The following is a 14,300-nucleotide window of genomic DNA, read 5'->3' on the forward strand; positions in this document are numbered from 1 at the left end:
AGCAATCGTCGGCAACATCGACCCTACAAATATCCGCCATCTGCGCCTTTGCCGAGCATCTATCTACCGCTCGATGCGCTATCCGCCCGTCTACGTTAGACGCATCAACCAACAGGGAAGATTGGCATGCGCACTACGTTAGAACTCTCTCCAGCGATTCAACAGGCCCACGCATCACGCGACTATCTATCACCATTATTTGCCGCCCGACCGCGGCTGACGGCGGTGGCTCAGTCATTGCTCCAGGAGTGGATCAAGGACTGGGCGATGGGCAACTCGTTACAAGCGAGCGACCTGTGGGTGGGGGTGCAACGGGAGGGCGCGGGACCAGGCTTCAGTCAACTTCAAACCTTGAGTGATGCCCTGATTCGGCGCTGCATGAGTCGAGAGCCGTTGAATTACACGCCTGGGCACCATCGTTTGCTAGCCAGTTCGACAACCTCGCGACCGGTGTCAACGACGGGGACCGAAGCCGTGTCGATTGATGACATCGAACTCATGCTCAACACCTTGGCACCCGAGTTGGGAAAGGCGTTTACTTCCCATTTGGTAGCGTATTGGAACGCTGCAGTGCCCGCGAATGCCTCACTGACACGCTGGCGGGCCGTAAGCAATCATCTGCACTTGGGTTTACAGCGGGCACGGCAGAATCCGCCGTTAAACGCGTTGGAGCGGGAGATGCTGTTGGGGGACGAGGCGTACGTCACACGTCAGGCAAACCGCACAGGAACTACGTGGGACAGTAACGGGCTGCGGTTCTATCAGGTGTATGCCGCCAGTGAAGGGCAACCCGGCCAGTGGCCTCCCCTGCTGGTACTGCGCCGACAGGTAAACCAGCAGGAGGTTGTCCTCGTCTACATTCCGCCCATTCAGCTGTTGAAACTCGATCAGTTGGCGGATGTGGGCGCCTTGTTACCCCGCTATATGAGCGAGTACACCCCGGGGCTGTCGATCCAGTGGGTCCTCAAGGAGATTGATAGCAACCCCTTCGATTACCTGGCGCAAAGCCTGCTGGAAAAGCAACTCAGGGACTTGGCCCGCATTGACTGGTCGCAATACGCCGAAATCGCCGACTATGAGCAACTGTTCAAGGACCTCACCGACCCACTGGCCTGGTTCGATCCCGACCGCAACACCCCGTTGATCAATGAGGAGCAACTACCTCTCTGGTTGCAGACCGCCTCGATCGCTGATCGCCTCACCTATGGTCAGTTGCTTTCCCGACTGACTCAGGTGCAACAACGCACAGCCGGGGCCGGATTCATGGATGGGCTTGACCCGATTGATGTGTATGCCCGCAAGGCCCTGCAACGCCAGATGGCGCTGGATTATCCACAGGAAGTACTCATTAACCCGGGCGACTACCGGCTGACCTTTACCCGAACCCAGGGTGGGACGGTGGGCTGGACGCAGCAAACTGTTCTGACCCTGACGCAATCTGCGCTGGAAAACCCTTTCGCTACGCCCTATGCCCGTGTAGAGATCAGTAATCAGGCAGAACCCGGTTACGTGCCCGATTGGTGGCTCAAGCCGACCTACCTCAAGAAACTGATCGAAACCGTCAATGTAGGCCGGCACTATCCGGCACTCCTCAAGGACCGCTTGATTATGAACGCGGTCGAGTCCGGTCGGCGCCGGCGGTTGTTTATCGACCAAATGACCGTCCAGTTGCCCTTGCAGGCGCTGGAGTATTGCCTCAGCAAGCGGCAAGGCGTCACGTTTTCCGGCTTTCAGGTAGTCCGGGCGCTGCTGGCGGATGAACCGGCACAGCGTCAGGTCGACGGCGAAGCCATCGTCGCGCGCCCCCTGGCATTCCTGACCTACGAGGGAAGTGCTGCACACAGGGCCGGCAATATGTTTGTGATTGGCCCCCGTGACAACAGCACGCTGCCGCATATTCTCTATCGCCCTGGCCACACTGAAGCCCTGCGCCAATTTCCCAGCCGGGAAGCACTGCTCCAGGCAATTGCTCAAGGCGATAGCACTTTACAAGGGGCGGTATTGGAGAGCTTCTCCGAGCAAGATCGAGCGTTGTTCCGTAACGGCGGGTTTATGCAGCCCCACACCCAGCGCTTTCTGCAAGGCGATGAACATGAGCCGCTATTTACCCCCAGCCCGGTATTGCTCAGTGATACACCCGTGTCGGGGGATTTCCTGGCCAGCGTATTTGATGAAAACGCCAGGAGCCTGTGGCAGCGCGCGGAAAAACAGTCGACCTCCAATGAAGCGTTGCGCTGGACACTCTTCAAGAATGATCTATGGCAGGTGTTCGGCGCCTTTTTACCGCTGATAAGGGGCCCGGTGGCGACGGCTGGATGGCTGTACACATTGCTGAGCAGCCTGCACACGTACGTGAGATTACCGCAAGAGGCTGATCCAACAGCCCGGGCCGATGCACTGGCAGAGCTGCTCTCCAGTATGTCGGCGTTGCTGCTGAATCATGCACTGACGCTGGACGAGCGCCTGGCGGTGAATCCCGCAAAAATGCCCATCAGGCCCAGACTTATAGAAAGCGACTTCAGTCCGCCCGTGCATCAGAAAAAAACTCCATCGGCATTTGCGTGGCAGCGTCTGCATGCAGACATAACAGAGATGAATTTGTCCTGGTCCGATCCATCCGGTCAACCGACGGGGAGGCTGAAAACAGCATTGGAAACCTTCAAGTGGCGACCGGCTGCGGGTGAACAGTCACCGGACATTCTCAAAAACGTTGAAAGAACCGGGCCACTGAGAGGTCTGGTCAGCAGACCCGTTACCGGAGCAGAACCGCATCATCTCGCAGTCCTTCAAGGGGCACTGTACGCCGTCAAGAAGTTCGAGGGGCATTTACGAGTGGTCGACCTCAAACAACCGGGACGCTGGGGCCCTTGGATCAGGCGCAATAACAGGGGGGTGTGGACCATTGATTTGCAGATGCGCTTGCGCGGCGCTGGGCCGAAAAAAACAGTGGCGGCCCGGCGAGCGCAAATCCAGCACTACAATCAAGAGCTGCAAAACAGATACCACGATGTGACAGCCCGGTTGATGACGGCTGAACGGGCCGTGCAGATAGCCTCCACACTCGATGAAAACCCCGCGCTTTCCATACAGCAACGGCCGGCAATCAGGGCGAGCCTCGTCAGCAAGCTCGAGGAACAGATGCGTTTTCAATTCGAGAAGTTGGATCTGCTGTACGCAAAAAACCACAACCAGCCCCTCCCCGGGTTCGAGCAGGAACTGATACAGCAACAGGAAGCCCTGGTAGACAACCTGCGGCATCAAATGGCTGTAGTCATTCAGGAGCGCCACGACGCTGCTCCGTCGAAAGCGGTTCAGAATCAGTGGCTGGAACAACTCGATGAGACCGACGAGGGCACCGCCCAGGCGGCTCATAAAAACATACAGGACTACCTGGGCAAGGTTGCGGGTTTTAACGACCGACTGATTGAGTTGAGCACGCTGGAAAAAAACAACCTGCAGCAGCTGATGTCCGTCCCCGGTTTTGATCTGTCACGCAGCACGTTGGCACAGGATCCAGTACAGGCAGCACCGCTTGACTGGATGTTCGCACAATTGGACGTGTACAAGAGCCTGATTTTGAGGCGACCACCGCTGCCCGAAGAGTTTGATGATTTTGTGCACCTCAAGCAGTTATGCGACAGCGTGATGCTGGCCACCGCGTCGCAAAAGTACGTGCAAGCCCCTGGCCTCGTCTCGCCTGAGCTACGGATTAGCGGGCTTGAAAAACTCATTCATGAGTACACGGATACCCAGTCCTGGCTGATTTACTATAAGCAGGCCCAATCGGGACTGATAGACCCTGGGCATTTAATGGGGCTCTGGCGCCAGATCGACAAAGTAAGGCAGATGGCGGAACAGGATCTGGCCTTAGCCATCAGTGAGCAATCGCACATCCCTGAACGGCAACCGACACCAACTCCGAGCCTGAGCCCAGGCAAGCGAGTGATACGTGACCGTAAACAGCGGGTCTGGGTCGGCCAGGAGCGCGAGCGCACCCCGGAGTTGGACGTAGAAATCATGGATGTTATCGGACCTGTCGATAACCAGCCGGTGATCAGTTTTCGCAAGAACGCTACGACGGAGGAGTGGGAGGAGAATATCGAGCCCAAAAAACCGTCCTTCAGACCCGCTCGGTCGCTGAAAAAACTGCTGGCTGACGCAAGAGATTTGCTGTCCAAGGGCCCCTCCACGATAAGTCGAGAGCAAAAAGAATCACTGAAATCCAAAACACCGAACAGTACCGAGGCACACCTGGCTCGCCTGGCCGATGCAATGGATGAGGTGGCAGGGAAAATTCGTGACATCTGGGCGCAAGATCCAGCAAGAAAAAAAGCGGCCGACGAACAGCTGGTCGATAAGCTGACCCAGGATGCCACCGGCCTGCGGGAGCAAGGTCGATTGCTTCGAGTTGCCATCATCGAGCGCAATCTACCCAACGAAGCGGGGATTGAATACTTGAAGGCTCAAGGGGAAATCGACATTTCCCTTATAGAAGGACGGGTCAAACTCAAGTCAGAAAACGACTACCTGCAAGAGTATGTGATTCATAAAAAAAACCGGCAGGTGCTGGCCTATGCTCACTTCCACTATTCAGCGGCTGATACCGCCAACCCTCAGTTCAACGCCGCCCATCTGAAATTGCCGGAACAGCGCTACCTGAGCTTTGCTAGCCTGGCCGTACAACCGAAGGAGAATATTCTCCCAATCTACTACAGCCGTATCAGCCCCAGGCTGGCCGAACCGCTGTTTCTGAGCGTCACTCGTTCAATCAAGCGCCACGGGAGGAAGGACTATTGGTAAATGACGCCTAATAAAAAACCACTGGCCAATCAGGCCAGTGGTTTTTTGTTTTTACAGCTACCGGATCAAAAATCCGCCAACTGCCACACCTCATACGCGGGTGTTTCATAGGGATGGTTGAGCTTCAACGCGGCCACTACCGCCACGATCAACTCATCCGCCACTACCAATTCAACTTTCCATTCCTGGACCACTTCAACCTGCCCGACCTGACCGATAAACGGCTGGCTGCCGTCCATTGGCCGGAACTGGCCGCGGCCCAGCACCTGCCAGGCGCAGCTGTCGTAGGTGCCGATGCGCCCGCCGCCGGCGGCGAAGACGGCGGTTTTCACCGTCTCCACGTGGCTGTCGGGAACAAAGAAGGCAAGCTTGTACACCGCCTTAGTTCACCCAAACGCGGGCGTTGCGGAACATGCGCATCCAGGCGCCGTCTTCGTTCCACTCTTCCGGGCGCCACGAGTTCTGCACGGCGCGGAATACGCGCTCCGGGTGCGGCATCATGATGGTCACGCGGCCGTCGCGGCTGGTGAGGCCGGTGATCCCGCGCGGCGAGCCGTTCGGGTTGGCCGGGTAGTTCTCGGTGACCTTGCCGTGGTTGTCGACGAAACGCAGGGCCACGGTGCCGGACAGGTCGGCTTCGAGCAGGGCTTCTTCGCTGGCGAACTCGGCATGGCCTTCACCGTGGGCGATGGCGATCGGCATGCGCGAACCGGCCATGCCTTGCAGGAAGATCGAGTTGGATTCCTGCACCTGCACCATAGCGACACGGGCTTCGAACTGCTCGGAACGGTTACGCACAAAGTGCGGCCAGAACTCGCTGCCCGGGATCAGTTCGCTGAGGTTGGACATCATCTGGCAACCGTTGCACACACCCAGGGTGAAGCTGTCGTTGCGCTCGAAGAAGCCCTGGAACGCATCGCGGGCACGGCTGTTGAACAGGGCCGACTTGGCCCAGCCTTCACCGGCACCCAACACGTCGCCGTAGGAGAAACCACCGCAGGCCACCAGACCTTTGAACTCATTGAGGTCAACGCGGCCGGCGAGGATGTCGCTCATGTGCACGTCGATCGCATTGAAGCCGGCACGGTCGAACGCCGCCGCCATTTCCACCTGGCCGTTGACGCCCTGCTCACGCAGCACGGCAACCTGTGGGCGAATGCCTTTCTTGATGTAGGGCGCGGAGATGTCCTGGTTGACGTCGAAGCTGAGCATGGTGCTCAGGCCCGGGTTGTCTTCTTCCAGGATCACGTCGAATTCCTGCTCGGCGCAGTCGGCGTTGTCGCGCAGGCGCTGGATCTGGTAGCTGGTCTCGGACCACTGGCGTTGCAGCAGGCGGCGCTGGCCGGTAAAGACCGTGTCACCGTTGAACGAGATATTCACTTCGCCGTTGTTGATCGGCTGACCGATCACCGCCACGCACTCAGCCAAGCCAGCGGCGCTGAACTGTGCCAGAACGTCTGGAGTCGCGTCCTGACGCACCTGGATCACCGCACCCAGCTCTTCGTTGAACAGGATGCCGTTGATTTCGGCAGCATCCTCGGCAACGCTGTCGAGCACGATGTTCAGGCCGCAGTGACCGGCAAACGCCATCTCGACCACGCTGGTCAGCAAGCCGCCGTCGGAACGGTCGTGGTAAGCCAGCAGGTGGCCGTCGGCATTGAGGCCCTGGATCACGGCGAAGAAGGCTTTCAGGTCTTCAGCGTCGTCGACGTCCGGCGCGTGCTTGCCGAGCTTGCCGTGGGTCTGCGCCAGGATCGAGGCGCCCATGCGGTTCTGGCCACGGCCCAGGTCGATCAGGATCAGGTCGGTGGTGCCCTTGTCCATGCGCAGTTGCGGGGTCAGGGTCTGGCGAATATCGGTGACCGGTGCGAACCCGGTAACGATCAGCGACAGCGGCGAGGTGACGCTCTTGTCGGTGCCGTCTTCATTCCAGCGAGTGGCCATGGACATGGAGTCCTTGCCCACCGGAATGGTGATCCCCAGCTCAGGGCACAGCTCCATGCCGACGGCCTTGACGGTGTCGTACAGACGCGCGTCTTCACCGGGGTGGCCGGCTGCGGACATCCAGTTGGCCGACAGCTTGATGTCGGACAGCTTGCCGATGCGCGAGGCCGCAATGTTGGTGAGGGTTTCGCCGATGGCCATGCGGCCCGACGCCGGCGCGTCCAGCAGGGCCAGCGGCGTGCGTTCGCCCATGGCCATGGCTTCACCGGTGTAGACGTCGAAGCTGGTGGCGGTGACGGCAACGTCGGCCACCGGTACCTGCCACGGGCCGACCATTTGGTCACGGGCCACCAGGCCGGTGATGGTGCGGTCGCCGATGGTGATCAGGAAGCTTTTGCTCGCCACGGCCGGGTGGTGCAGCACGCGTTCGATGCTGTCGGCCAGTTCCAGGGTGCTTGGGTCGAAATCATCGCCCAGCTCGGCTTCACGTACCGCCGAACGGTGCATGCGCGGGGCTTTGCCCAGCAGCACTTCCAGCGGCATGTCCACCGGGCTGTTGCCGAAGTGGCTGTCGGTCACCGTCAGTTGTGGCTCGGCAGTGGCTTCGCCGACCACGGCAAACGGGCAGCGCTCGCGCTCGCAGATGGCCTGGAAGCGCGCAAAGTCTTCAGGGCCGACCGCCAGCACGTAACGTTCCTGGGATTCGTTGCTCCAGATTTCGTGCGGGGCCATGCCCGGCTCGTCGTTTGGAATGTTGCGCAGTTCGAAACGGCCACCGCGCTCGCCATCGTTGACCAGTTCCGGGAACGCGTTGGACAAGCCACCGGCACCGACGTCGTGGATGAAGCTGATCGGGTTCTTGTCACCCAATTGCCAGCAACGGTCGATGACTTCCTGGCAGCGACGCTCCATCTCCGGGTTTTCGCGCTGTACCGAGGCGAAGTCGAGGTCGGCCGAGCTGGTGCCGGTGGCCATGGAGGAAGCCGCGCCGCCGCCCAGGCCGATCAGCATCGCCGGGCCGCCGAGCACGATCAGCTTGGAGCCGACCAGGATTTCGCCTTTCTTGACGTGTTCTTCACGGATGTTGCCCATGCCGCCGGCCAACATGATCGGCTTGTGGTAGCCGCGCACTTCGTCGCCACGCGGGGTGGTGATGGACTGCTCGAAGGTACGGAAATAGCCGGTCAGTGCCGGACGCCCGAATTCGTTGTTGAACGCGGCGCCGCCGAGCGGGCCTTCGATCATGATGTCCAGCGCGGTGACGATGCGCTCGGGCTTGCCGTACGGCACTTCCCACGGCTGTTCGAAGCCTGGGATCTGCAGGTTGGACACGGTGAAACCGGTGAGGCCCGCCTTGGGCTTGGCGCCACGGCCGGTAGCGCCTTCGTCGCGGATCTCGCCGCCGGAACCGGTGGCTGCGCCGGGGAACGGGGCAATCGCGGTCGGGTGGTTGTGGGTCTCGACCTTCATCAGGATGTGCACCGGTTCCTGCACCGCGCCGTACTGGCGGGTTTCAGGGTCCGGGAAGAAGCGGCCGGCGACGGAGCCGACGATCACCGAGGCGTTGTCCTTATAAGCCGACAGAACCCCTTCGCTGTGCATCACGTAGGTGTTCTTGATCATGCCGAACAGGCTTTTTTCCTGGCTTTCGCCATCAATGTCCCAACTGGCGTTGAAGATCTTGTGACGGCAATGCTCGGAGTTGGCCTGCGCAAACATCATCAGCTCGATGTCGTGCGGGTTGCGCTTCAAGCCGATGAAAGCGTTGACCAGGTAGTCGATCTCGTCTTCGGCCAGGGCCAGGCCCAATTCGGTGTTGGCCTTCTCGAGGGCGGCGCGGCCACCGCCCAGTACGTCAATCGCGGTCAGCGGCTTGGGTTCGGCGTGGCTGAACAGGCCGGCAGCCTGTTCCAGCTGGCTGACGATGATCTGGGTCATGCGGTCGTGCAGGCTGCTGGCGATCAGCTCGGCCTCGGCATCGCTGAACTGCCCGGCAACGTAGAACGCGATACCACGCTCCAGGCGCTGGATGCTCGAAAGGCCGCAGTTACGGGCGATGTCGCTGGCCTTGCTCGACCAGGGCGAGATGGTGCCGAACCTTGGCAGAACCAGGAACAAGCGGCCGGTCGGCTCTTGAACCGGAACGCTGGGGCCGTACTTCAGAAGGCGTGCGAGCACTTGCTGTTCGTCGGCGGTCAAGACGCCGGCTACGTCGGCGAAGTGAGCAAATTCAGCATACAAGCCTGTAACAGCTGGAACCTTCTGGCTCAGTTGCTTGAGGAGTTTGCTGTGGCGAAAGGCAGAAAGGGCAGGAGCGCCGCGCAGGATCAACATCTTCGGGACAGCCTCGGGAAGGGGTGTGCTTTGAGGCCGTGCATTCTAGCGTAAACCTTCGCCAACGGCACCCGAAACGCTACCGTTGGCCGCTGCCGAACGTCAGTTGGCACGGTTTGCACGGGGCCCTGGGGTGTTCCCCGGCATCGGGCGCAGATATTTTAACCGTCACAATCGGGCGCCAAGCCACGTTTCTGCGGGGTGCAGCACAGTTTTGGCGGCGCTAGCAGACAAGTCCACCGCTGTCGAGATATGGCGCCGTGGGCCGTTTGCGTATACTGCGCAGATGTTCTCCCCAACTGTTTTGCGCCCGCGATGCGCCAAATGGCTCATCGCCACCGGACTCTTCCTGATGCTCAGCGCCTGTGTTGATAAACCCAGCACGCTCGAGCGAATCAAGGAGGATGGCGTATTGCGGGTGGTTACCCGGAACAGCCCGGCGACGTATTTCCAGGACCGCAACGGTGAAACCGGTTTCGAATACGAGCTGGTCAAGCGCTTTGCCGATGACCTGGGCGTTACGCTTAAAATCGAAACCGCCGACAATCTCGATGACCTGTTCGGTCAGCTGGGCAAGCCCAACGGCCCGGTGCTGGCCGCCGCCGGCCTGGTCAGCAGCGAACAGCGCCAGCAACAGGTGCGCTTCTCTCACCCGTACCTCGAAGTCACGCCGCAGATCATCTACCGCAACGGCCAATCGCGGCCCACCAATGCGGCGGACCTGGTCGGCAAGAAGATCATGGTGCTCAAGGGCAGCACCCACGCCGAGCAGTTGGCGGCGCTGAAAAAGCAGAACCCTGCCATCGAATACGAAGAGTCCGACGCCGTCGAGGTGGTCGACCTGCTGCGCATGGTCGACGAAGGGCAAATCGACCTGACCCTGGTGGACTCCAACGAAGTCGCCATGAACCAGGTGTACTTCCCCAACGTGCGGGTGGCGTTCGACCTGGGCAACGCCAGCAACCAGAGCTGGGCCGTGGCCGCCGGTGAAGACAACAGCCTGCTCAACGAAATCAATAGTTACTTGGACAAGGTCGAGAAGAACGGCACCCTCCAGCGTCTGAAAGATCGCTATTACGGGCACGTCGATGTACTTGGCTACGTCGGCGCCTATACCTTCGCCCAGCATCTGCAGCAGCGCCTGCCCAAGTACGAGAAGCACTTTCGCGCCTACGCCAAGGAAGAAAAGGTCGACTGGCGACTATTGGCGGCCATCGGCTATCAGGAATCGCTGTGGCAACCGGCGGTCACCTCCAAGACCGGCGTGCGCGGCTTGATGATGCTGACCCAGAACACCGCCCAGGCGATGGGCGTGTCCAACCGCCTGGATGCCAGGCAAAGCATCATGGGCGGCGCCAAGTACCTGGCCAAGATCAAGGACGAACTGGACGACAAGATCGCCGAGCCCGACCGCACCTGGTTTGCCCTCGCCGCCTACAACGTCGGCACCGGCCACCTGGACGACGCGCGACTGCTGGCGAAAAAGGAAGGCCTGAACCCGAACAAGTGGCTGGACGTGAAGAAAATGCTGCCGCGCCTGTCGCAGAAGCAGTGGTACAGCAAGACGCGCTACGGTTATGCCAGGGGCGGCGAACCGGTGCATTTTGTGGCGAACATCCGGCGCTACTACGACATCCTGACCTGGGTGACCCAGCCGCAGTTGGAGGGGAATCAGGTGGTGGAAGGCAACCTGCATGTGCCGGGCGTAGATAAAACCAAGCCGCCGGAAGACACCCCGCAGCTCTGATGATCGTTCCCAGGCAGCGTGTGAGAATGATCAATAAAAATATTGGTTTGGCTTTCTGTAGAAGCGAGCTTGCTCGCGTTAACGATTACGCAGCAATACTGGTTTAACGCGGCGCTCTCAGTTTTTTCGCGAGCAAGCTCGCTCCTACAGAGCCACGACGCCAACGGCCATCGAAGCCGTGCCTCGCAGCAAGGACGACCAGGCACATTTAGACCTCGATGGCCAAAGCCATGTGATCGTGGTGAGTAACCAGACGTTTTTGCAGGATGGCCGGCAGTTCGAGTACACCGAATCACGACACACCCTGGATAAGTTCTACTTCTGCGATATCGCCAGGCGATAATTATCTACCCGCCGCCCTTCTGAAGCGCTTGGCATGCTCGGCTCTCCCCCCTCAAGGAGAGCAGCATGCCGCTTACCGACACATCCCCCGCCGCCCAGCAACAACTCAAGGCCCTGGCTCCCGTGGTGCTGGATGCCTACCCGAATATGCAGACGATGGCCATCGAAACCGCCCGTGAGATTCTCGCCAAACATGGCCTGGCGGAGCTGGACCCCGATCATGTGTACTGGCACCGCTTCAGCGGCGGCTACAGTGACCCGGCGACTTATACCGGTTGGAGCCATAACGAAAAACAGCAGGAGTCGATGACGCTGACGCAGTTGGTCATTCACCGCTTCAATGTGCATGACCAGGACAATGCCGACCTGCTCGACGGCGACGGTGGCTTCTATCTCGACGGGCCCGAGGCGCGGCTGTTCGATCACCACAACGAAGTGCGGCTATCGGCCCGAACAGTGCTCGACGATTTCTGGGCGATCAACTTCTGTGATCGCTACACCACCCGCATGGAGGACTTCTGGAGCGCCCACTTCGACGACTTCCGTACCCTGGCCAAGGTCAACTGCCTGGCCCAGGCGCTGCAAGCCCGCCAGGCCGGGCACCTCACCGAGCCCCAGCTGCAAACGGTCCTCCAGGCCTTGGCCAGCAACTTGCCCTGGCCCCCGACCCTGTCCAATCTGCACGCCGAGTCACCTACGATGGATGGGCTGCGTGTGGCGGCGCTGGATATCGGTGGGCATATCGCCACGGACATCCTGCGTATCGTCGACCACGACGGCCGGCAAATCCTCTACGTCCCCGGCGACGCCCAGGCTTTCCATTGTTGCGAGACACCCGCCGACCTGCATTTCTGGCTGCTGAACCAGACCAATCATCCGGACAACCGCGCCCGGTTCATGGCCCACTTCCCGCTGTCAGCCCAAGTCCAGCAGGACGACACCGACGCCGTGACGTGGAAGCAGATGCTGCTCACCCCCGTATTGATCTATCGCACCGCCCAGGCTCTGACGGGTACCCTGCCGCCGGACTGGGTGGACAAGGGCCTGTACCACCAACTCGACCAGCTGTTTATCGACTGGGGCACCTGGAATCACCATCTGATCAACCAGACCGACCAGACGATTGAAGGCGATGCGTTTACCTGGCTGGCACAATCGAGCCAGGCACGCATGCACAACGATGCGGACTTCTCGCTGCGCAGCAATGGCGACCTGCGCAAGAAACTGTGGATCGGTTACCTGAATGCCTTTGGCAAAACCTTCGGCCCGATGGCGGTGGCGGGCTGGCCGGTGGCCTTGGTGGTCGTGGGGGCCAGCGTGGCGAATCTCGGCCTGAATATCGACCAGGCCATCAACGGTAAAACCCTCGCCGAACGCCGCGCCGGGGCGCTGGGCGCGATACTCAGCGCCATCGACACCCTATTCAACCTGGCGCTGCTGAAAGCCGACGGGGTCATGCCGGATATCGCCGAAGCGACCGAAACCCTGGCGGCTGAAACCACGCTTCCCACAGAACGCCCTGCGCCACCGCCGATACCCGAACCTACGGTACCCGCCGCCTACCAGACCAACCTGATACTGGAAGGCGAAACCCTGAATACCGCCCCCGGAAAGTTTCAGCAGATTTATTCCCTCAGGTCCACAGAAGGCATGCCCCAGCACGCCATCCTGCTGGACGATCAGGCCTATTACGTACGTTATGAAGGCGATCCCAATGGCCGTGGTTACTGGGCCATCGTCGACCCGAACAACCCCCATGGCTTTTCCGGCACGCTGGCGGTGCGCCTGAATGAGTTCAACGAATGGGAGCGGGTACCCGGCGCCAAAGGCCTGAAAGGCGGTGGCGGCAACTCCAGCAAAGCCGCAAAGAAAACGCCCCCCTCGCCTACCCCACCACCTTCGCAACCTGTGGCTCAGTCACCCAGCGACGTGCACAGGGTCACCACGCCATTCGATACCCCGCCATCGACCCGCCCGGAAGTAAAACGCTGGGCAATGGGGCTCAATGAAACTCACGTTCAAAGCCGTTTCGGCCGCATCGACCGTTTCACTCACTATTACGGCGCAACCCACCGCAAACTGCTGCAATTGGCGCAAGACTTCTACAACGAACTGCCCTGGACCCGGTTACCGGCTCGCCCGAATATTCCTGCCTTTGAACCCACCGCCACCCTTGATGAAGCCCTCGAGCGCCTGCCCGACGAGATACCCGGATACGTCATCGGCGAAACCCTCGATCGTGTCGCCAGCACCCGCCTGGTCATCGAAAAAATGCCACTCTTTGCACGCAAGGGCGTCAAAACCCTGTACATGCGCCGCCTGCTCAATGACTTCGCCCAGGATGATTTGAACCTCTACTTCCGCACCGGGGTTATGTCCGAGGACCTGGAAAATCATCTGAGCCAATTGGGCACTGACCCGTCCGGGCAATTCAACGAACTGGAACTGGTCAAGGCAGCCAGGGACAACGGCATACGCGTGCAGGCAATCGACTGCGCAGCCCATTACAAATACCCCAACCCTGTCGCCGACCTGTCAGAACAAGTCACGAGCAATTACCTCGCCCACACCCTTATCCAAACCGATAGAGCCCTGAACGGTGGCGGTAAGTGGCTGGTACTGACGGGCGCGAGAAACATCAACACCTTCAATGGATTCGCCGGCCTCAGTGAGCTGGAAGGCGGCATCGGGCTGCGTATCGAAGAGGTGCTGCCTGGGCAAGGTCACGATGTACGCCTGGATCCCGGCGTCGCCATGGATCGCGACAATGCGCCCCTGCCTGAAAGCACCGGCGATAGCTTCGACACTTTCCATGCCGACCTGCGAGTACAAGTAGAGGCGCCTCTGGTGCGGCGCACTGTGCAGCAAAACCATCGGCTGTTGTTTCGCAAGGGCATGTACCTGATAGATGAAAGCCAGGGCAACTACACCCTGCTACACCACAGCAGAGACAGGGGCATCGTCAGCACACCCATCAATCGGCTGGCCGATGGCAGCGTCTACATCGACCGGCCGGCCTGGGCTGCCGTCCATAACGTGCACTTCCCAACGCTGGAAAAGCTGTCCAGTGCGCTCACTAACATGGGCATGAGCCTGCAAAGCCGGCTGCCCATCTGACAGACAATAAAAAACC

At 60.0% G+C, this 14,300-nt stretch carries 5 protein-coding genes and 1 pseudogene; 4 read left to right on the forward strand and 2 right to left on the reverse strand.

Going from position 1 to position 14,300, the window contains the following annotated elements:
* The first annotated feature begins 126 nt into the window (after positions 1-126).
* Positions 127-4,800, forward strand: a complete 4,674-nt coding sequence (locus C4J84_RS20700; protein WP_124371755.1) for a dermonecrotic toxin domain-containing protein — start codon at positions 127-129, stop codon at positions 4,798-4,800.
* Between the two features lie 65 nt (positions 4,801-4,865).
* On the opposite strand, the gene C4J84_RS20705 is transcribed toward C4J84_RS20700, so the two are convergent.
* Together C4J84_RS20705 and purL are read right to left on the reverse strand one after the other, a co-directional pair.
* Positions 4,866-5,177 carry a YqfO family protein gene (locus C4J84_RS20705; protein ID WP_124368244.1) on the reverse strand — a complete coding sequence of 104 codons (312 nt, stop codon included), beginning with the start codon at positions 5,175-5,177 and terminating at the stop codon, positions 4,866-4,868.
* Between the two features lie 4 nt (positions 5,178-5,181).
* On the reverse strand, positions 5,182-9,078 hold the full coding sequence (gene purL, locus C4J84_RS20710; protein ID WP_124371756.1) for a phosphoribosylformylglycinamidine synthase: 3,897 nt from the start codon (positions 9,076-9,078) through the stop codon (positions 5,182-5,184).
* Positions 9,079-9,364: 286 nt separating this feature from the next.
* Here purL and mltF point away from each other — a divergent pair, with 286 nt between their 5' ends.
* The 3 genes and pseudogenes from mltF to C4J84_RS20725 all read left to right on the forward strand — a co-directional run bounded on the left by mltF (position 9,365) and on the right by C4J84_RS20725 (position 14,284).
* Complete coding sequence (mltF, locus tag C4J84_RS20715) at positions 9,365-10,825, forward strand: membrane-bound lytic murein transglycosylase MltF (RefSeq protein ID WP_124369020.1); 1,461 nt, start codon at positions 9,365-9,367, stop codon at positions 10,823-10,825.
* 169 nt (positions 10,826-10,994) lie between these two features.
* Positions 10,995-11,168, forward strand: a pseudogene (locus C4J84_RS20720) (UTRA domain-containing protein); the annotation flags it as partial.
* Positions 11,169-11,233: 65 nt separating this feature from the next.
* Positions 11,234-14,284 (forward strand): membrane-targeted effector domain-containing toxin, encoded by a 3,051-nt coding sequence (locus C4J84_RS20725; protein ID WP_124371757.1) that lies wholly within the window; start codon positions 11,234-11,236, stop codon positions 14,282-14,284.
* Positions 14,285-14,300 lie beyond the last annotated feature (16 nt).

The sequence above is a fragment of the Pseudomonas sp. R11-23-07 genome (assembly GCF_003852295.1).
GTDB lineage: Bacteria > Pseudomonadota > Gammaproteobacteria > Pseudomonadales > Pseudomonadaceae > Aquipseudomonas.

What these genes read in the sequence shown, in the direction of transcription:
- mltF (WP_124369020.1), top strand. Translation starts at nt 9,365, where the DNA reads ATGTTCTCCCCAACTGTTTTGCGCCCGCGATGCGCCAAATGGCTCATC.
- C4J84_RS20725 (WP_124371757.1), top strand. Translation starts at nt 11,234, where the DNA reads ATGCCGCTTACCGACACATCCCCCGCCGCCCAGCAACAACTCAAGGCC.
- C4J84_RS20700 (WP_124371755.1), top strand. Translation starts at nt 127, where the DNA reads ATGCGCACTACGTTAGAACTCTCTCCAGCGATTCAACAGGCCCACGCA.
- purL (WP_124371756.1), bottom strand. Translation starts at nt 9,078, where the DNA reads ATGTTGATCCTGCGCGGCGCTCCTGCCCTTTCTGCCTTTCGCCACAGC.